Genomic DNA, 20,298 nt, shown 5'->3' on the forward strand with positions numbered 1-20,298 from the left:
ATAACCCACCAGCATTCAGCCTAAGGTTGGCTATGAGCGTCGATTTGTTGGCTTAAGTGGCGCCACTTTTGATGTAACGGGTGCGTCTTATCGGCTAATTGTGGGCGTTGCTGGTTAATGCGCTGCAACAATACCATCGCTTCAGACCATTGCTCGGTGCTCACAAGCTGTTGTAAGTGATTAAGCGTTTGTTTATCGGATATCACGGCTTTGGCTTGCACCTTTAATGTGGCAGGCGGTTGGGCCTCTCGTGTCTCCGCAGCACTGGCTGCTACGGCGCTAGGCTCGCTATCCTTTACGTTGCTAGCGTCAGCCTTGCTATCGAGAATCGTAGGGGAAGAACTAACACTCTTGCCTTGCAATATCGGCGCACCTTCAGTGCTCACCAGAGCTTTATGGCGTTGGGTAGTTTCGTTTGAGTCATTCACAGTAGAAGCAGGCTCAGTGCTAACCTGACTCGTGGCAGTCATTTTACTGGCCTCTACCAAGTTGGCACTAGCATCACTCGCTGTTGACTCGCCAACATTTGAATCAGCAGCTGTAGATCCTACAATTTCAGGCTCACCATTTTCAGGGGCAGCCATTGGCGCGCTCATCACCCGAGGCGCGCGCGCGGCTTGGCTCTCTAGCGCTTGTGGCGCAATAAACGATGGCTCCATCAACAAGGGGTCTTGGCTGTTCGGGTTAAGCAGCAATATACTCACGACTAAAAGCACAGACGCCGCCGAGGAGAGCGGCCAGCGATATTGGCGCCAGAAACTCACCTGCTTAGGCGCATGAATTTTGGATGCTTGCGCCATGGCTAAAATGTGGCTGTCTAACGCCTCGCTAGGTTGCTCGGTTGCCTGTGAGCGGTACAGCAGTTGCAACGCCTTATCTACGCTGTCATCTTGGCTATTTTGTGTCATTGTGTTGTTCCTGCCATTTACCTTCGACGCACTGTTTTAGCGACTGAGTCGCATAGCGCAGCCGACTTTTTATCGCCTCTAGTCCTGCGCCCGCGACCTCGGCAATCACCACAGCGGTGAACCCCATCTCCATATTGAGCAAAAACGCCTCTTTTTGAACGTGAGGCAGCAATGCAATACACTCTTTTAAGATAGTGGCTTTTTGCCCCTGCGCTGTCAGTTGCTCGGGAGCGTACTGCATACAAGGCTGCCCATCGTTTATCGCTTCCTCCTCAATAGCCGCATCACTAAAAAGCTCAACAGGTTTGAGCGCCCGCACATGATCAATTAACAAATTATGGGCAATACGATACAGCCAAGTGGTAAATTTGGCGCGGCGCTCATAACCCGCAGCGGCTTTAATCACCCGTGCCCATGTTTCTTGATACAGATCTTCAGCCAGCTGTTTGTCACCGATTTGCCTTATAAAATACCGATATAACCCGCCTTTATATTTTTGATAGAGTAGTTCAAAGGCACGCGGATCCCCATTAGCAAACTCTTGCATCAACCTGTGGTCCACTTCTGCGGCCATGACAGCTTCAGACACCTTGTCCAATATCTGCTCCCTAATCGTTTATCTGGCTAAATATTGTTTTAAAGTCTGCACTGCGTGCAGCTTTTTGTCTAGATTCAGAGACTCAGATACAAGCGCCTATTGATATTCACGTCGCTGGACACCAAAAGGGTTAACGAATCATAAAAGTGTTGCAATAAATCATACAAAACTAATGGATAAACAGTATAAAAAATACCGCCAAGGTTAACCTTGGCGGCATTAATCGATAAGTTAGTCACTCATATTTGCCATCAGGGTAATAGGCACACGGCACCTTGATAGCGACAAACGTAATTATAGAGCCGCTAATTTTTCCTGTAGCTTGGCATCTTTGGCTTGCACAGCTTCTGCCGACTTAGCACGTTCTTGTTTTACTGCCTGCGCTAACTCGTCATCACCCACGGCCAACATTTGCGCCGCTAAATAACCGGCGTTTTTCGCGCCTGCGCTGCCAATCGCAACAGTTGCAACAGGCACGCCACCAGGCATCATCACGGTTGATAATAGGGCGTCATGGCCTTGAAGCGGGCCGCAGTCGACGGGGACGCCAATCACAGGGCGAGTGGTGATACCAGCGACAGCGCCGGCAAGATGGGCAGCAAGGCCGGCGGCACAGATAAAGACTTTACAACCACGGGCTTCGGCGTCGGTCACATAAGCGTGAGTCGCTGCTGGCGTGCGATGCGCAGAGGTTACTTTAGCTTCAAAGCGAATACCGAAAGTCTTGAGGACATCTAAGGTGGCTTGCATGGTGGGCAAATCTGAATCAGACCCCATTAATACGGCAACAAATGGCTTAGTCATGTTTTATCCTTTTTTGTAGGGTAGAGCTATTATTTTGGGCGCATTATAGTCATTTTTACCCTCTGATAACAGGGGCAGCATAACGATAAATTAGCCAAATATTGTTTAACTCGATGCATGATTAACAAAGGGATGAATTGCACCACTTTCAACATGACTTTTGATTGCAAACCAATGATATGTGGCTCCTATATTAAAACATCCCACTGTACTCGCGGTTTGATAGATAAGAAAAAGCCCCGATATTCTCGAGGCTAATAGCTGATTTCATATTATTAGGCTAACCAAAGAACAGGCGCCACAACCAGGAGGAGTCAAGATCTTCTTGGCAGCTACGATATTGGGCTGCATAACGTTTAGCCCGGCCATCAACCTTATCGGCCACCTTGACTAACCAGGCTTTGTGCCGATAGGTTTTACGCTTATAGCCGCCCCACCCCTCATGGTAATTGAGGTATTGATTACGCGCATCCCATTTAGACACGCCATTAATTTTATGGGTTTTGTAGATAAACCACCCCATAAAATCCATCGCATCATCAAAATCACTACGACTAGACCAACTATTGCCTGTTTCTCTGACATAGTCGTCCCAAGTCATGGTTTTAGCCTGGGCGTAGCCGTAAGCATCACTGGCTCGGCCGATAGGAATAAAGCCTAAAAAGTACTCCATTGGCGGCGCAGCATTGTGTTTAAACGAACTTTCTTGGTACATCATTGCCAATGGTACATGCACGGGTACGCCCCACTTTTCACGGGTGTTAACTGCCGCTTTATACCAATCTCGATGCTCTTGATAAATCGCACACAAATTTTCGGGATCTCTTGGGGGAGAGGTGACGCATCCACTAAGCAATAACACCAGCAGGCCGCTGAGCAAAGGGGCAAGAAACTTCATCATGGGGAATACCAAAACTATCATTTAATCAGCGCTATAGTTTCACATTGTTGTTAAATTGAATCAATGTAAATAAGCTGAAGTTGGGATAAGAACAAGTGAATATGCCGACCTTAACCCGCGGGTAAAAATGCACATTGGTGGGCATCTTCTGACCATACTATCGGCTGCCAATAGTCGCTGTCTAAGCCACGATAGACTTTATCTTGATTAAAACGCGCCCCTAAATGATAACGACGATTCGGTTTAACATCTATGGTCAATGTCTTAGTTCCTCTTGCAGCCAACTTCACTTTTAACTGCGGCGAATCGATAAGCTCCGCCACAGTGAACTCATTAACGCCCGGTGCTAGCTGATAATTGGGTTTTGAAATAACAGCCTGGCCATTAAGGTGAGTCACCACAACCCGGTAGAGCTCATCTTCTCTATCTGGCACTAGGTAACCGGAAACCGTGCCACACTGCGCACTATTATCTGGCCCAGAGGCACAGGCAGATAATAGCAGTACTAGGGGAAATAATAGTGCGCTTTTTCTCATCAGACAGCCTCTAACTTAGGCTCGGCAAAATAGTCGCTTACATACTGATCGAAACTCACAGTAGATTGCGCCTCTAATTGCGCTTGAGCCTGCAGCGAGTCGCTCGCCGCTTGTCGATAAGCTTGCTCAACATCTGCAGCCAATGGGTAGTCCATCAACTCTTGATAATAGGTTTGCGCCAAATCTTTCACCCAATAACTGTGATCTCGCTGCGTCGATAACAACTCAGTTAAAATTTGGCCAGACAAGGTTTTTGATGGATCATCAACAGCCGCAAGCCAATGGGCTAATGTGGTGTGATAATCGCCTTGCTCACCCCCATCAAGTAATTTGGCTACACTGCTTAACTCATCAAACAATTGGTGTAACCAGCTTTGCATCGCAATCGGCTGGCCATGACGGCTTAACATTAAGCCTGGTTTACGCCCTTCAAGGATCACTGCATTTAGATTTTGGCTGATCTCCGCCTCTTCTGCTGGCGTCGATTTTGGCGAAGGGCTGAGTAAACAATGCAATAAGAACAGATCTAAGAAACGGATCTGCTGTGCATCAATCCCCACAGATGAGAACGGATTAACATCAAGAGCTCTGACTTCGATATACTCAACGCCAGCGCGCGCTAAGGCTTCTGACGGTTTTTCACCCTCTTGAGTCACTCGTTTAGCCCGTATGGGTGAGTAAAACTCGTTTTCAATTTGCAGCACATTGGCATTAAGCTGGCGATATTCACCATCAACCTTAACCCCTATTTCTTCAAATTTCGCCGAGGGCATCTTAATCGCTGCTTGAATACCGGTTAAATATTCAGCCAGTGAGTTATAGCTTATATTTAACCGCTCTTGTTCTTTATTGGTATAGCCCAAATCGCTCATGCGCAGTGATGTCGCATACGGTAAATACAAGGTGCCTTTACCCAACTGTTTAAACGGATGAGCCGTGGGTTGATCTTTAATAAAAGAGCTACATAAGGCCGGGGATGCACCAAACAGATAAGGCAACACCCACACTTGACGGCGGTAATTACGGATCAGGCCAAAATAGGACTCTGAAATAAACTCATCGCGGCTAAGCTGTTTATCTGACGCCTCATAGAGACGGTCCCACAAGGCTTGCGACACCGAAAAGTTAAAGTGTACCCCAGAAATAATTTGCATCAGAGCGCCATATCGATAGGTTAACCCTTTACGATATAAACGCTTGAGTTGCCCCACGTTTGAACTGCCATAATCGGCAATGGGAATATCGGCAACATCACCCACATAACAAGGCATACTCACGGGCCACAACTGTTGTTGGCCTATATTGCGTACAGTAAAGGCATGTGTCTGCGTTAAGTCGGTCAGTAGGTCGTCGATATTTTGATGCACTGGAGTAATAAATTCTAACAATGACTCACTGTAATCTGTGGTGATACGAGAGTTAGTTAGCGCGGCACCTAAGCTCTCTGGATGTTTGTCCGTTGCTAGATCTCCCGAAGGCTCAATGCGCAGTGCTTCTCGCTCAATACCACGTACCATACCTGTTAGCGCATCTCGTCCCTGCTCATCGTTAAGCAGGCCAATAACTTCAGTGAAAGAGTTCAATATCTGTGTCTCTTATTGCTTCAACATGATCATTTGCAGGCTAGACCTACAAAACGCGTGATAAATTTCACTCGCCAAAAAACAGTACCCGAACGAGCTTAGTGGCAAGTCAAAAAAATAAAGCGGTGAGCTAAATCAAGCATCACCGCATCGTTAATATTGGGGTAAAAATATCAAATTACAATGCTAAAGCACGCACTGGATAACCCAAGGCTTTAATGTCGGCTTCAATATTGGCTTTATCACCCACAATCAATACTATCATTTCAGCTAGCTGAAGTTTAGCGCTCGCCAAGTTATTTAGCTCCTCTTTAGGAATATTTCTAATAATATCAGCCTGAGTCTGAGTAAAATTAGGGTCGAGGTTAAAGCGCTGGATCCGGCGCATAAAGCCCGCTTTCTGGTAAGGCGTCTCATAATCGAGCGCTTGACTTTGCGAGACAGAGTTACGCATAAAGGCCAGCTCTTGATCTGTCATGCCACTGGCTTGATAGCGGTTAATCTCCTTGGCAAACTCAACTAGAGCCTGAGCGGTAACATCGCTACGAACGCTGGCCGTGGCTTGGAATAGCCCCTGCTCACTGCCGCCAGAGAAGTAACTTCTCGCACCATAGGTGTAGCCTTTATCTTCGCGTAAGTTAAGGTTAATACGACTGTTAAAGGCACCGCCTAAGGGATAGTTCATCAAGTAAGATTTAAAATACTCGCCTGTGGCATCAAACGGCATTGCTCGCTGCCCAATCTTAATCACCGACTGCGCCGCTCCCGGCTTGTCGACAATATAGACAGTCCCCGCCTCAAGTGCCGGCATTGCCGCTAAGGCAGGTAATGCACTCGACTCACCTTGCCAGCTCGATAATCCTTGTAACTTGCTGAGCAGTTGTGGCTGCATTAAATTGCTCACCGCCACGATTTGCGCGTTACCGGCGCGGTACTGCTGCTGGTAAAATCCTTTTACATCATCAAGGGTGAGCGCTGATACACTGGCAATGGTGCCTTCGCTGCTGATCCCAAGAGGGGTGTTATCGCCAAAGAGCAAGGCATCAAAACCACTGTTAGCGATATAGTTAGGATCTGACTGCATATGTTGCAGACTTTGCAAATGTTGCTGCTTAACACGCTCGAAATCGGCACTATTAAAACCCGGTTTAAAGAGCTTTTCTTGTACTATGGCCAAGGTTTCGTCAATATGTGACGTCAGCGCCGACACCTTAACGTAGCTTTGATAGGTGCTAGCCCCAAAGCTGACCGTACTGCCTAGCATCTCTAACGCCTGCGCCAGCTCTTCAGTGCTACGTAATTGGCTCGACTCATTAAGCACTGATGCGGTTAAGTTGGCTAATCCGGCTTGCTTAACATCCACCAAACGGTGTCCGCCATTTAAGTAGATCATCAACTCAATGGTGGGGGTTTCGGTGCTGGTGGTGGCCATCACGTCAATGCCATTACTGAGTGTGTCGGTCCATAGCACTGGCACGGTGATCATCGGCGCAGCTTGAGGTGTTGGCATAATGCTGCGATCAAACGACGGCGCAACGGCTTCAACAATCTCAAGACCGGTTACCGCCTGCTCTGCAACCTGCGGCGCTGGCGCAACATAGTTATCTTCATGGGCAATTAGCTGGGTTTGCCCTTCAGGCACGACACTCATCACTACCATAGGCTTGTTTTTAATGTAGGTGTTAAACACCCGCATCACATCCTCTTTAGTGACGTTGGCGTAGCGGGTTAAATCGTACGCTATCATATCGGGATTGCCGAAAAAGGTTTGATTTAACGCCAGAGTTGACACTTTGCCTTTAACACTCTGTAAACCAAAAATAGTATTGGCTTCAAATTGCACTTTGGCTTTTTGTAGATCGTCATCGGTCACGCCACGTTGCTCAAATTCGGCAATCGACTCAAGTACCCGCGCTTCAATGTCGCTCAGTTCGCCACCACGTGCAGGGTTAGCTAAGGCGTAAATAGAAAACTGACATGCCAGCTCCTGACAAGGATGACTGACACCAGCTTGTACCGCATAGCCGTCTTTAACGAGGTTTTTATAGACTAACGAGGTTGGGCCACCACCAATAATATTAGACAGCAGATCGAGCGCTGCCTCGTCTTGATGACTGGCGTAAACCGTAGGAAACGCCATTCTTAATAGGGGTAAGTGCACCCTATCTTCCATCGAGATATAACGCGTCTTATCTAGTGTCACCAGCGGCTTAGGTGCAGCGGTCACTTCTGGACCACGCGGGATCTCGCCAAAATATTTATTCACCCACGCCAATGTTTGCGCTTCGTCGAAATCACCACCTATGGTCAAGGTGGCATTATTGGGGCCGTACCAGCGCTGGAAGAAATGTTTAACATCGGTCACATCTGCGCGGTTTAAATCTTCAGGCCAACCGATAACGGGCCATGAATAGGGGTGCCCTGCAGGATACAGCGCTTGGTTAAAACGCTCGCCCATACGTCCATAGGGTTGGTTATCGATACGCTGGGCGCGCTCGTTTTTGACCGTCTCGCGTTGTACTTCAAATTTCTCTTCGGTTAAGGCGGGCAAAAAGTATCCCATGCGATCGGACTCAAGCCACAACATTTTTTCTAATTGGTTGCTAGGCACTGTCTCAAAATAGTTAGTACGATCGGTATTAGTCGTGCCATTTAACGTACCACCCGCTTCGGTAACCGCTTTAAAATGTTGCTCGTCGGCAACGTTCTCTGAGCCTTGAAACATCATATGTTCAAATAGGTGAGCAAAACCTGAGCGCCCAGGCAGTTCGCGAGATGAGCCAACGTGATACGTCACATCGACATGCACCAAAGGATCTGATTTATCTTGATGTAATATGACGGTCAAGCCATTGGCCAGCTGATATTTTTTGTAGGGAATACCCACACCTGACTCTGTGGTGGTGACCGTTTCAACTAACGAAACCCCTTGCGGCAAACTGGTCGATACATTCGACGCAGAGCAAGCGGTCAACGCTGCCGAAATCGCGGCAGCTAATATCCATTTCTTCATTAATTTTTTACTCCTGTGTTAACTCGTAGGCCTGCGCCTTACAACCAATGTAGCGTTAACGCTGCAACCAGCAGATAACGTATCCCTTTTCCAATAAAAATCATGATACTCGACTTCACTACTGGCAGCTTCAACCAGCCTGCCAATAGGCATAGTAGATCGCCAATGAGTGGCATCCAAGCCAGTAATAGACTCCAATAGCCATAACGCTTCAGTAAACCAATACTGTGCCGGTATCGTCCTTGCGCCATCGCTTCGGGCGTCGTAGCAAAGCGCCCCAATGTGCCCAAATAATAACTGGTAATGGAGCCTAATCCATTACCTAACGTCGCCACGATTACCAAAGGTAACCACTTCTCAGGCGTGTTATCGATTAACGCCACCAATAAAACTTCCGAACCGCCAGGTAACAAGGTGGCAGCAATAAATGCCGCACTAAACATCAACCATAACTCGGTCATATTGGCTTACCTAATGAAAAAAAGTAATTTTTTATGTACAACATCCTGTGTCTGGTCATGTTACGCCAAAGTTAAAACTTAAAAGTATTAAAACATTCTTTTTAATGACAATAAGTTATAACAAAATCAATTTTGTAAGCAAGCCCAAGGGGCTATAGAATGACGCCTAATAAAATAATATGTTGAGCAGCCTCGATGACTTGCGCAAAACAAGCGCTCTTCCCGACTCAACGGTTCCATCCTCAACACAACATTAAATTGGAAATTATCCCATGTGGCAAACGATTAAACAGATCCCCTTTTGGCAAAAGGTGCTGGCTGGTTTTATTTTAGGGATCACCTTTGGCTTAGTATTAGGTGAGCAAGCGACACAATTAAAGCCTTTAGGTGACCTGTTCATTGCAGCCATTAAGATGTTGGTCGCGCCTCTGGTGTTCTGCGCCATTGTGGTCAGTATCACGTCGTTAGGGAGCGGTGTCAGCCTTAAACGTCTGAGCTTTAAAACCCTATTGATGTTTATGTTTACCGGCACTATCGCCTCATTGATCGGTTTAACCATTGGCAGTTTAATTGATATGGGTGGCACGCTCGAGCTGGCGACAACAGAGGTGCGTGAGCGTAATGTGCCTGGTTTTGCTCAGGTGCTGCTTGATATGGTGCCCGTCAATCCGTTCGCTTCCCTTGCCGAAGGTAAGGTGCTTCAAATTATCGTGTTTGCAGCCCTTATTGGTATCGCCATCAATAAGGTTGGGGAAAAAGCAGAGCCATTAAAGCGCACTATAGAAGCAGGCGCCGAGGTAATGTTTCAACTCACCCGTATGGTACTGCAGCTGACTCCTATTGGCGTATTTGGCCTAATGGCTTGGGTTGTGGGCGAATATGGGCTATCAATGCTACTGCCGTTAGGTAAGTTTATTGCTGCTATCTACCTTGCTGCCGTCATTCACATTCTATTTATTTACGGCGGATTAATAAAATTTGCCGCTAAGTTAAGCCCAATACAATTTTTCCGTAAAGCGATGCCTGCCCAACTAGTAGCCTTTACTACCGCATCAAGCTTTGGCACATTACCCGCCAGTACCCGCGCGACAGAGTCCATGGGCGTATCAAAAAAATATGGCGCCTTTGTGCTACCGCTTGGCGCGACCATGAATATGGATGGCTGTGGTGGTATCTATCCTGCTATTGCTGCCATATTTATCGCGCAGATCTACGGTATTCCGCTGGATATGACCGATTACATGTTGATTGCCGTTACGGCCACTGTTGCCTCTGTTGGCACCGCTGGCGTACCGGGTAGCGCCATGGTGATGCTGTCGGTCACTCTTGGGGTTGTGGGGCTGCCACTTGAAGGTATCGCCTTTATTGCCGCCATTGACCGCGTTATCGATATGATCCGCACCGCAACCAATGTCACAGGTGACATGATGACGGCTGTCGTGGTGGGTAAATCGGAAGGTCAGCTCGACGAAGCGCAGTTTTATAGCAACGAAGAGCCCACTGTTAGCACGGCGAGTTAAGGGCAATCGCCCGTTAACCTCAAGCTACCCCATAAAAAACCGCAGATGCGGTTTTTTTTATGCCTTGGCATTAGCTATACCTAAACTGATTTTAGCCTTAATGAGGTAAATACTCTTTCACAGGCTAACTTAAACGAATATATCAAGGGAGCGCCCGTTGGCGTAGGCTTATTCTGCGTAATTATTACACATGAGCACATCCTCTACTCCTCGCTATGTTAACGCTTAACAATGGCTATTTTGCCGCGCTACTGATATTTATCAAACCTGAGTCTCTTGAATGCACTAATGGAAAATATTCACATAATGATGTGGATAGCGCGCAAAGCGTATTATACTTGAGCAATATTTACGCTTACTTTTAGGATATTTATGGCTCGTCTGTTTTTACTTCCTATTGTGTTATGCCTATTTTGGACCCTGTTTTTACATTTAACTGGCGTGCCGTTAAAACAGGGCAAAAAAGGCTTTATCTATATCATCGCGATCAGTATGACGGTGATCTTATCTTTGGGCTTTATACTCTGGCTCACCGCCGATCAGAATCTGAGATATTAATTTGCCTAAGGCGCTAGTGCTCATCGCAAGTTCTGGTAAGATAGCGGCCCTTTTGACGCCGTGAAGGCAATACTCTGGAAATGCTATGTCTGATAAGTTTTTCTTTAAAGGCCGTAAAACGCCTAAGCCAAAACATGAAAGTTATGGTTATAACACTAAGCGAGTCGCTAAACCTGGCAGTGAAGCGTTTCCGCTAGCACTTATCGTCAATAGTGAAGCTAGGTATGCAGAAGTGAAGGCATTAGTCGATGAACATCAACTAGTCGCCAACATCGACATCAAGTCTGAAGTCGCTGAAGATATTAGCGCCTTGATGGGGATTTTAAATAAACCCAAAACCGCCACTGTGGAGAAAAAACCACAGCGCAACGATCCCTGCATCTGCGGCAGCGGGCAAAAATACAAAAAATGTTGTGGTAAGCAATAAGTGGTTTAGCTGTGATAGCCTGTTAGTATCATTGCTACATCAGCAAAATTGATCCGAGATAATGCTAAGGTAAGCCTCAAGTTCTGCTTCGGTTGTCGGTAACGAATCAAGCTCGAACGTTAAGGGGCTACCACCGTTTAACATGAAAACTGAACCCTCGCCGTGATCATAGTGAAACCATTTGCCATTCACACACAGATCCGTATAGCCGTTAGCTTGTAATTCCATCATAGTCATCCTCATTCAGTTCAAACAATCACAATACTTGTGACGCACATCACCATCATCAGACTACGGATCAGATAGAGAGTTGTTGATCTGCATCAACTGATTAAGCATTAGCTTGACTAAGCAATCACTAACATTGGCGATATCAATGACAAAACAATCATTTGGCAGATATAAAAAAACGGCCTACTGAACTCAGTAGGCCGCATTATCTTTATCACTGCCTGCGCTTACCCTATCAGCCAAGCACGGCCAGTAACACACCAGCCGCGACCGCCGAGCCAAGCACTCCCGCCACATTTGGTCCCATCGCATGCATCAATAAGAAGTTTTGTTGGTTCGCTTCAAGACCCACTTTATTGACCACTCGCGCTGCCATAGGTACCGCCGAGACACCAGCCGCGCCAATCAGAGGGTTAATTTTCCCGCCGGATAATTTATTCATTAACTTTGCCATCAATACCCCTGTCGCGGTACCGATGGCAAATGCGACGGCGCCGAGTACCAATATGCCCAAGGTTTCTAGCTGCAAAAATTTATCGGCAGAGAGCTTAGAGCCAACGGCTAACCCTAAAAAGATGGTGACAATATTGATAAGTTCATTTTGAGCGGTATTAGATAGCCTATCGACCACACCAGACTCGCGCATCAAGTTACCTAAGCAAAACATGCCCACAAGTGGCGTTGCCGCAGGTAAAAACAAGATAGTTAACCCCAGCACCATCAGCGGAAAAAAGATCTTCTCTTTCTTGCTGACCTCACGTAGTTGCTCCATCTTGATTTGACGTTCAGACTCGGTTGTGAGTAACTTCATGATCGGCGGCTGAATAATGGGCACCAACGCCATATAAGAGTATGCCGCAACCGCAATAGCCCCAAGCAGATCTGGCGCTAACTTAGATGCTAAGAAGATTGCAGTTGGGCCATCGGCTCCGCCAATAATGGCAATCGCCGCTGCATCTTGCATGCTAAATTCAAAACCAGGCACTAAATTAAGGCCAATGGCGCCAATTAAGGTGGCAAAAATCCCAAACTGCGCCGCGGCGCCAAGCAGTAGCATCCTAGGATTAGCAATCAAGGCTCCAAAATCGGTTAGCGCCCCTACCCCCATAAAGATAAGTAAGGGAAATACCCCTGTTTCAATACCTACATGGTAGGCAAAATAAAGTAAGCCCCCCTCGTCGGTAAAACCACCATTAGGAATATTAGCCAACACGGCGCCAAAACCGATAGGTAACAACAACAAGGGCTCAAACCTACGAGCGATAGCCAAATACAGCAATAGCCCACCCACGGCCATCATCAGTAATTGCCCAGCACTAAAGTTGGCAATGCCTGATTCGGCCCAAAAAGCCAGAAATCCTTCCATGTGAACTCCTATGCTATGGCAAGCAATTGATTGCCAACGGCAACAGAGTCACCTTCTTTTACCCAAACCTGACAGATCACGCCGTCGAATTCGGCGCGGATCTCAGTCTCCATCTTCATGGCTTCGAGAATGATCACCACATCGCCCGCCTTGACGGCATCCCCCAAGGCTACATTCACCTTAAAGATATTCCCCGACAATGGTGCACTCATTGCAGCCTTCGCTGCATCGGCATCGACGCTTGGGCTGATTGTTGGTGCCGTAAAGGGCACCACATTCTCATTAGGCACTATCTGGCTAATATCACCACCAGGGGCCACTTCAACTACAAAACTTTGACCCTGAACATTTACCGTATAGGTCTCTGCTCCACGCTTATCACTCACCTCTGGCGATGTAATAGCCGCTTCACTTGCCACTTGCCCGTTAGGCGCTTGAGGCGTTGGCTCAAATGCGTCAGGGTTATTACGATTATTAAGGAACTTAAGGCCAATTTGTGGGAACAAGGCGTAAGTGAGTACGTCATCATCTAGCTCTGTTGCCAATGCCATCCCTTCGGCCTCAGCCTTAGTCGATAACTCGCTGCGCAGCTTATCTAGCTCTGGCGCCAGTAAGTCGGCTGGGCGACATGTGATGGCCTCTGCGCCAGCAAGTACACGTTGTTGCAGCGCTTGGTTAACGGGCGCGGGAGTTGCCCCGTATTCGCCCTTAAGCACCCCTTCGGTTTCTTTGGTCAACGATTTATAGCGCTGCCCAGTCAATACATTGATCACCGCTTGGCTACCCACAATTTGTGATGTGGGCGTGACCAAGGGCAAATAGCCGAGATCTTGGCGAACTTTCGGGATCTCCTCGAGCACTAAGTCTAATTTGTCGGCGGCGCCTTGTTCGCGCAATTGGTTTTCCATATTGGTTAACATACCACCTGGCACCTGAGCACGTAGAATGCGTGAGTCAATCCCCTTGAGCTCACCTTCAAATGCGGCGTATTTTTTTCTTACCTCGCGGAAATAGGCGGCAATCTCTTCGAGCAACGCCATATCATATCCCGTTGCCCTATCGGTGCCCTCAACCATAGCGACCAAGGTTTCTGTCGCACTGTGACCATACGTTTGGCTCATCGATGAGATAGCGGTATCGAGCACATCGATGCCTGCTTCAATCGCCTTTTGGTAGGTGGCAGTACTAAGACCTGTTGTGGCGTGACAATGCAGTGACACAATTAAGTTGGTTTGAGCTTTTAGCTGACTGATGAGATCATAAGCCTCATATGGTTTAAGCAGACCCGCCATATCTTTAATGCACAGCGAGTGACACCCCATATCCTCAAGGCGTTTAGCCATATCGACCCAGGTCGACAAAGTATGGACAGGGCTTGTGGTGTAAGAGATGGTGCCTTGGGCATGACCACCCACCTCGACCACAGACTTAATTGCCGTTTCAAGATTGCGCACATCGTTCATGGCATCAAACACCCGAAACACATCGACACCATTGTCATGGGCACGTTCGACAAAACGCTGCACCAGATCGTCGGCATAATGCCGATAGCCCAACAAGTTTTGTCCGCGCAGTAACATCTGCTGCGGCGTATTTGGCATCGCTTTTTTTAATGCTCTAATGCGCTCCCAAGGATCTTCCCCTAAGTAGCGAATACAGGCATCAAATGTGGCACCGCCCCAAGATTCCAGCGACCAAAAGCCAATTTTATCTAGCAGTGGCGCAATAGGCAGCATATCTTCGAGTCGAAGACGAGTGGCAAGGATAGATTGATGTGCATCCCGTAAGGCAACATCGGTTAATGCAAGTGGCTTGCTCATAAAAACTCCCTACTATTTATTATGCGTTGGCGCGATATTGATGAATCGCCGCGGTGATTGCAGCAACCAATTTAGGCTCGATAGCCTGCGAAGATTCTGGGATATCGCAATCAGTACTGGCAGTAGTTGATTGCTCTGGTCCAAATTTCCATGCCACTAGGCTTATCGCTAAAATAAGCATCGACAGGAACACAAACACCAGTCCCATTCCCAACACCATAATCATCAATGCATCATTCATTTGTTGAGCAATAGAATTCATATTGTCCTCTTCGAATAACCTTAAATCTCTGTGGATGCAGAAAAAACACTAGCGACTTACTACTTATTCAATTTTTAAGCAAAAAAAATCACCTCAAAGCGCGAGGTGGTTATTTAGCATCAGCCAATCAAAATGTTTCAAACACAGAAGAACCATAACCAATCTATAACAAAAATACGAACGACATGTAAATTGGTCATACCAAAATTATTAAAACTATCTGACTCAAGCCGATAATTCCATAAATAAAAGGCGATAAATATGAAGATATGACAAAAAAGCGAACTAAAATAGCAATCAATTAAAAAAGTCGTGTCATTCAGATAAAAATAGACATCATCAACATAAGCCGATTAACCGATTATGCAAAGTTATTCAATCAATAGTGGCAAGACATAGAGGCTCATATCTGCACGGCATGTTAAAGAGCGTCAGTTCGAGGTGACAAGCAACATCGGCAAATGGCATTAACTAACGCCGTTTAACTATCACTACGACTAAGCTATCGATACGGCTATCGAGTTAAACCGACTATGCAGACTCACTGAGATAAAACGATTGAGTGGTGACGATTGTGCAGTCCTCATGCAGCGTAAGGAAGTGTAATGCTATAGAGGCGGCACTATCGAGCCTGAGGACAACCTGAGTAAATAACTTAGGTAAGTCACTTGAGCAAATAACTTAAGTAAATCACTTGAGCAAATAACTTAGGTAAATCACTTGAGCAAATAACTTAGGTAAATCACTTGAGCAAATAACTTAGGTAAATCACTTGAGCAAATAACTTACCCAAATAACTTAGGTAAGTAACTTGGGTAAGTAAAGTATACGGTGAAAAACAGGCATAAAAAAACCCGTAACAAGTACGGGTTTTAATAATGGCGGAGAAGGAGGGATTCGAACCCTCGATGGGATTTAAAGCCCATACTCCCTTAGCAGGGGAGCGCCTTCGGCCACTCGGCCACCTCTCCGCATAAAATGGTGCGCGTGGGAGGATTCGAACCTCCGACCGCCTGGTTCGTAGCCAGGTACTCTATCCAGCTGAGCTACACGCGCAAAACTTTACGTAAAACATAAAAAAGACGGAATTGACCGTCAAATTTATTTGAATATGGTGCGCGTGGGAGGATTCGAACCTCCGACCGCCTGGTTCGTAGCCAGGTACTCTATCCAGCTGAGCTACACGCGCAAAAATAACACATAATCCCAATAAACTATAGATGGTGCGCGTGGGAGGATTCGAACCTCCGACCGCCTGGTTCGTAGCCAGGTACTCTATCCAGCTGAGCTACACGCGCATCTTATCTCTATAACTTATTTTACTGTAATGGTGCGCGTGGGAGGATTCGAACCTCCGACCGCCTGGTTCGTAGCCAGGTACTCTATCCAGCTGAGCTACACGCGCATCGTTTTTTTTACAGTTAAGAAATGGCGGAGAAGGAGGGATTCGAACCCTCGATGGGATTTAAAGCCCATACTCCCTTAGCAGGGGAGCGCCTTCGGCCACTCGGCCACCTCTCCGTTTTCTTGGCGCACATATTACTGTTTGCCGAAAATAAGTCAAACCATTTCTATGAAACTAAATTTGTTTGGACTGTTTTTAAGCAGTTCATAGCCTTAATAGGTAATAGCTGTCCGCAATATCGCCATTACGCTTAAAAAGCTAGCGGCTTAAAACAAAAAAGTCAGCAATATGCTGACTCTTATCGTTGTCGACTTTATTAAGCGTTTTGCTTAAAAGTTACCGCCGTCAGAAGAGTTACCTGATTTTTCAGACTGAATACGCTGATAGATCTCTTCACGGTGAACAGATACTTCTTTCGGTGCATTAACACCGATACGAACTTGATTACCCTTTACGCCCAAAACGGTGACAGTAACTTCATCACCAATCATCAGTGTTTCACCAACACGACGAGTCAATATCAGCATGTTTTTGCTCCTTTGGTTCTAATTCTGCTTATACGGCACTAATCCGTTATAACCTTTATTATACGGTCAGCTTAGTACAAATTAATAGTGTTCTGTCAAAAAACCCCTGCTAATTGCACCTTTATTGATTTAAATTTTCCTGACTAGGTTATTTGTATGCTTTCCCTAGCGTAGGATTGCTTTTTTTACTACCGTTTTGTAGAAAAATATCGGCATAGACAACGCCGCATATCTAAAAGCTCAAAGACAAGATCAACTCGCAGTGCAACCCTCTTTCCACTTACCCCGTCATCACGGCCTAATACCCTTGCTATCTTGCCATGGTGCAATAGGCAGCCCTCTGTCGTTTTTCTCCTACAATTGCTGGCCGATGCTCATCAACGCCAAACACTTGCCCAAGCACTTGTCAGAGTCCAACAATCATTAATATCAGGTCAAGTGTTCAATTTTTCAACCCTAAACATAATCAACAATGACAAAACCAACTTAAGCACACCTCATTACTATCTCATTAGCCACGCATTGGAGGTAAGCCACCTCCATGCTGGCGCCGAAGAGATAAAAAAAGCGCTCAATGAGCGCTTTTTAATTTAAGAGGGTTGTTCACCACTGGAGTTTAGCTTAGACGTTCGGTTAACCAAGGCAATACCGACGCCAAGGCGCTGTCGAGCTTAGCAGGTTCACTACCACCGGCTTGAGCCATATCAGGGCGACCACCGCCTTTACCGCCAACCTGAGAGGCGATCATACCGACCAGTTCGCCAGCCTTCACTTTTGCCGTTAAGTCTTTGGTGACACCCACGATCAGATTAACTTTCTCGTCACCAGCAATACCAAGCACCACGATGCCCGATTGTAACTTCTGCTTAAGTTCATCTTGCAAACCACGTAGCGCACCCGCATCGACACCATCAAGCTTTTTAACCAGCACCTTGATGCCGCCGATCTCGATGGCTTCTCCAGCGAGATCGGCACTGGTTGCGGCCGCTAACTTGTCTTTAAGTTGTGACAACTCTTTTTCAAGCTGCTTGGTTTTATCAAGTTGCGCCTTAAGCTTGGCCACCACGGAAGCACTGTCGCTCTTAAGCAAGCTAGCAGCCAGCTCAAGCTGAGACTGTTGCTCACGCACATATGCCATTGCCGCCGCCCCCGTTACCGCTTCAATACGGCGAATACCTGCTGCGATACCAGCTTCAGAGGTGATCTTAAACAGACCAATATCGCCCGTGCGGCCAACGTGGGTACCACCACAAAGTTCGATAGAAAAATCGCCCATGGTCACAACACGTACCTGTGAGTCATATTTTTCACCAAACAAGGCCATCGCACCTTGTGCTTTAGCTTGCTCAATATCCATCACCTCAGCTTTCAGCTCGTGGTTACGACGGATTTGGGTATTCACTAAGTCTTCTACCGCTTGCAATTCTGCCGGCTTTACCGCTTCGAAATGAGAAAAATCAAAACGTAGGCGCTCAGGATCAACCAGCGATCCCTTTTGGCTCACATGACTGCCTAGTACTTGGCGCAGCGCAGCATGTAACAGATGCGTGACAGAGTGGTTTAGCTCGGTGCGATGTCTTAATTTTTTATCGACCTCTGCCAATAACACTTGGCCAACACGGATAGTACCAGCTCGCAGTTTACCGACATGACCAACCGCTTGGCCATACTTTTGCGTGTCGCTCACACTAAACTCAGCGCCATCGCCACTCAGTAAGCCTTTGTCACCACATTGTCCGCCAGACTCCCCATAAAACGGAGTACTTTCCAGCACAATCACCGCATCCTCACCTGCTGACAGTTCAGTTACAGCTTGACCATCACGATACAGGGCAACCACTTTGGCTTCGCCATTAAGCTCGCTATAACCACAGAAGTGGGTATGTTGATCAATTTTAAGCCCTTCATTGTAATTGGCATCGAACTGCCCTGCCGCTTGGGCGCGACGACGCTGCTCTGCCATCGCCGCCTCGAAACCAGCCTCATCTACGGTAATATCACGTTCGCGGCACACATCGGCAGTCAAATCGACAGGGAAGCCATAAGTATCATAGAGTTTAAATGCCGTTTCGCCGTCAAGTACCTTGCCGTCGAGCCCATTAAGCGCATTATCTAAAATGCCTAAACCACGCTCAAGGGTACGGGCAAACTGCTCTTCTTCCGCTTGAAGCGACTTTTCTACAATGGCTTGTGTCTCTTTAAGGCCTTTCGCTGCATCGCCCATCACATCAATCAGTGCCGGAACTAACTTGTAGAAAAATGATTCGGTAGCACCTAGCTTATTGCCGTGGCGCACGGCACGGCGAATAATGCGGCGCAATACATAACCACGACCTTCGTTCGATGGCATCACACCATCGGCAATCAGGAAAGCACAAGAGCGAATATGATCGGCAATAACCTTTAGCGAGTTATTGTTAAGGTCGCTAACATTCAGAATTTCAGCGGCCTTTTTAATCAGAGTTTGAAAAATATCGATTTCATAGTTGGAATGTACGCCTTGCATAATGGCGGCAATACGCTCAATGCCCATACCGGTATCTACCGAAGGCTTAGGCAGTGGTTCCATGGTACCGTCAGCTTGACGGTTGTACTGCATAAATACGATGTTCCAAATTTCAATGAAGCGGTCACCGTCTTCTTCTGGCGTACCAGGACGGCCACCCCAGATATGCTCGCCATGATCATAGAAAATTTCAGAACAAGGGCCACAAGGGCCGGTATCGCCCATTTGCCAGAAGTTATCTGAAGCGTAAGCAGCGCCTTTGTTATCACCGATACGAATAATGTTTTCAGCCGCAACACCAATCTTTTTGTTCCAGATCTCGAAGGCTTCATCATCGGTTTCATAAATCGTGACGCATAGACGCTCTTTGGGCAGCTTTAACTCTTCAGTGAGAAAGGTCCAAGCGAAAGTGATTGCTTCTTGCTTAAAGTAATCGCCGAAGCTGAAGTTACCCAGCATTTCAAAGAAAGTATGGTGACGCGCGGTATAACCTACGTTATCCAAATCATTGTGCTTGCCACCAGCGCGTACGCAGCGTTGCGAGGTTGTCGCTCTGGTGTAATCGCGCTTGTCTTCACCAAGAAAGACATCTTTAAACTGGTTCATACCTGCGTTGGTGAACAACAAGGTCGGATCATTGCCAGGTACCAGTGAACTGCTGTCCACTACCTGGTGACTATTTCTGCGGAAGAACTCCAAGAAAGCACTTCTCAGCGCTGCAGTGGTTTGATACATGAAATCATCCTGAATTAGGTTACATTCGCGGTGAAAATTGAAACTTCACCGACACTCATAGTTAGCCCGACATTATAAGCAGTCTATTGTTGAACAACCAGAGGTTTAACCTAGGATTGTAAAAGAAACCGAAAAAT

General features: G+C 46.9%; 16 protein-coding genes and 6 tRNA genes. 3 read left to right on the plus strand and 19 right to left on the minus strand.

Features of this window, described 5'->3' with window-relative positions:
• Window positions 1-20 precede the first annotated feature (20 nt).
• From DN599_RS04700 to DN599_RS04735, 8 genes are all read right to left on the minus strand, one after another.
• Window positions 21-908 (minus strand): hypothetical protein, encoded by an 888-nt coding sequence (locus DN599_RS04700; RefSeq protein WP_110456462.1) that lies wholly within the window; start codon window positions 906-908, stop codon window positions 21-23.
• The gene (locus DN599_RS04705; protein WP_110456793.1) at window positions 895-1,482 is read right to left on the minus strand and encodes a sigma-70 family RNA polymerase sigma factor; all 588 of its coding nucleotides are present in this window, start codon (window positions 1,480-1,482) and stop codon (window positions 895-897) included. The genes DN599_RS04700 and DN599_RS04705 overlap by 14 nt, the downstream gene beginning before the upstream one ends.
• Before the next feature lie 318 nt (window positions 1,483-1,800).
• Window positions 1,801-2,310 carry a 5-(carboxyamino)imidazole ribonucleotide mutase gene (gene purE / locus DN599_RS04710; RefSeq protein WP_110456463.1) on the minus strand — a complete coding sequence of 170 codons (510 nt, stop codon included), beginning with the start codon at window positions 2,308-2,310 and terminating at the stop codon, window positions 1,801-1,803.
• Window positions 2,311-2,590: 280 nt separating this feature from the next.
• Window positions 2,591-3,208: a transglycosylase SLT domain-containing protein gene (locus DN599_RS04715; protein ID WP_110456794.1), complete on the minus strand. Its 618-nt coding sequence runs from the start codon at window positions 3,206-3,208 to the stop codon at window positions 2,591-2,593.
• A gap of 113 nt (window positions 3,209-3,321) precedes the next feature.
• On the minus strand, window positions 3,322-3,747 hold the full coding sequence (locus DN599_RS04720) for a hypothetical protein (protein ID WP_110456464.1): 426 nt from the start codon (window positions 3,745-3,747) through the stop codon (window positions 3,322-3,324).
• The gene (gene gshA / locus DN599_RS04725; protein ID WP_110456465.1) at window positions 3,747-5,330 is read right to left on the minus strand and encodes a glutamate--cysteine ligase; all 1,584 of its coding nucleotides are present in this window, start codon (window positions 5,328-5,330) and stop codon (window positions 3,747-3,749) included. Before gshA ends, DN599_RS04720 begins: the two co-directional genes overlap by 1 nt.
• Window positions 5,331-5,508: 178 nt before the next feature.
• Window positions 5,509-8,343: a M16 family metallopeptidase gene (locus DN599_RS04730; protein ID WP_110456466.1), complete on the minus strand. Its 2,835-nt coding sequence runs from the start codon at window positions 8,341-8,343 to the stop codon at window positions 5,509-5,511.
• A 38-nt stretch (window positions 8,344-8,381) separates the two neighbouring features.
• Window positions 8,382-8,804: a YqaA family protein gene (locus DN599_RS04735; protein ID WP_110456467.1), complete on the minus strand. Its 423-nt coding sequence runs from the start codon at window positions 8,802-8,804 to the stop codon at window positions 8,382-8,384.
• Window positions 8,805-9,076: 272 nt separating this feature from the next.
• Between DN599_RS04735 and DN599_RS04740 the strand changes: the two genes are divergently transcribed.
• The 3 genes from DN599_RS04740 to DN599_RS04750 all read left to right on the plus strand — a co-directional run bounded on the left by DN599_RS04740 (window position 9,077) and on the right by DN599_RS04750 (window position 11,309).
• Window positions 9,077-10,324 (plus strand): dicarboxylate/amino acid:cation symporter, encoded by a 1,248-nt coding sequence (locus tag DN599_RS04740; RefSeq protein ID WP_110456468.1) that lies wholly within the window; start codon window positions 9,077-9,079, stop codon window positions 10,322-10,324.
• Window positions 10,325-10,696: 372 nt separating this feature from the next.
• Complete coding sequence (locus tag DN599_RS04745; protein ID WP_110456469.1) at window positions 10,697-10,882, plus strand: hypothetical protein; 186 nt, start codon at window positions 10,697-10,699, stop codon at window positions 10,880-10,882.
• An 85-nt stretch (window positions 10,883-10,967) separates the two neighbouring features.
• A complete protein-coding gene (locus DN599_RS04750; RefSeq protein ID WP_110456470.1) occupies window positions 10,968-11,309 on the plus strand; it encodes a PBPRA1643 family SWIM/SEC-C metal-binding motif protein in 342 nt (113 codons plus the stop codon).
• 466 nt (window positions 11,310-11,775) lie between these two features.
• Here DN599_RS04750 and DN599_RS04760 read toward each other — a convergent pair whose 3' ends face one another.
• The 11 genes from DN599_RS04760 to alaS form a co-directional block, all read right to left on the minus strand.
• The gene (locus tag DN599_RS04760) at window positions 11,776-12,906 is read right to left on the minus strand and encodes a sodium ion-translocating decarboxylase subunit beta (RefSeq protein ID WP_110456471.1); all 1,131 of its coding nucleotides are present in this window, start codon (window positions 12,904-12,906) and stop codon (window positions 11,776-11,778) included.
• Window positions 12,907-12,914: 8 nt separating this feature from the next.
• A complete protein-coding gene (gene oadA, locus DN599_RS04765; RefSeq protein ID WP_110456472.1) occupies window positions 12,915-14,726 on the minus strand; it encodes a sodium-extruding oxaloacetate decarboxylase subunit alpha in 1,812 nt (603 codons plus the stop codon).
• A gap of 19 nt (window positions 14,727-14,745) precedes the next feature.
• A complete protein-coding gene (locus DN599_RS04770; RefSeq protein ID WP_110456473.1) occupies window positions 14,746-14,988 on the minus strand; it encodes an OadG family protein in 243 nt (80 codons plus the stop codon).
• Window positions 14,989-15,867: 879 nt separating this feature from the next.
• Window positions 15,868-15,959, minus strand: a tRNA-Ser gene (locus DN599_RS04775).
• Between the two features lie 8 nt (window positions 15,960-15,967).
• Window positions 15,968-16,044: transfer RNA gene (locus DN599_RS04780), tRNA-Arg, on the minus strand.
• A gap of 56 nt (window positions 16,045-16,100) precedes the next feature.
• Window positions 16,101-16,177, minus strand: a tRNA-Arg gene (locus DN599_RS04785).
• Between the two features lie 32 nt (window positions 16,178-16,209).
• Window positions 16,210-16,286: transfer RNA gene (locus tag DN599_RS04790), tRNA-Arg, on the minus strand.
• Between the two features lie 30 nt (window positions 16,287-16,316).
• Window positions 16,317-16,393: transfer RNA gene (locus tag DN599_RS04795), tRNA-Arg, on the minus strand.
• 24 nt (window positions 16,394-16,417) lie between these two features.
• Window positions 16,418-16,509 (minus strand) — tRNA-Ser (locus DN599_RS04800).
• Between the two features lie 213 nt (window positions 16,510-16,722).
• The gene (gene csrA, locus DN599_RS04805; RefSeq protein ID WP_110456474.1) at window positions 16,723-16,920 is read right to left on the minus strand and encodes a carbon storage regulator CsrA; all 198 of its coding nucleotides are present in this window, start codon (window positions 16,918-16,920) and stop codon (window positions 16,723-16,725) included.
• A gap of 616 nt (window positions 16,921-17,536) precedes the next feature.
• Window positions 17,537-20,161 (minus strand): alanine--tRNA ligase, encoded by a 2,625-nt coding sequence (alaS, locus tag DN599_RS04815; RefSeq protein ID WP_110456476.1) that lies wholly within the window; start codon window positions 20,159-20,161, stop codon window positions 17,537-17,539.
• Window positions 20,162-20,298: the final 137 nt, after the last annotated feature.

The sequence above is a fragment of the Shewanella algidipiscicola genome (genome assembly GCF_900380485.1).
GTDB classification, from domain to species: domain Bacteria; phylum Pseudomonadota; class Gammaproteobacteria; order Enterobacterales; family Shewanellaceae; genus Shewanella; species Shewanella algidipiscicola.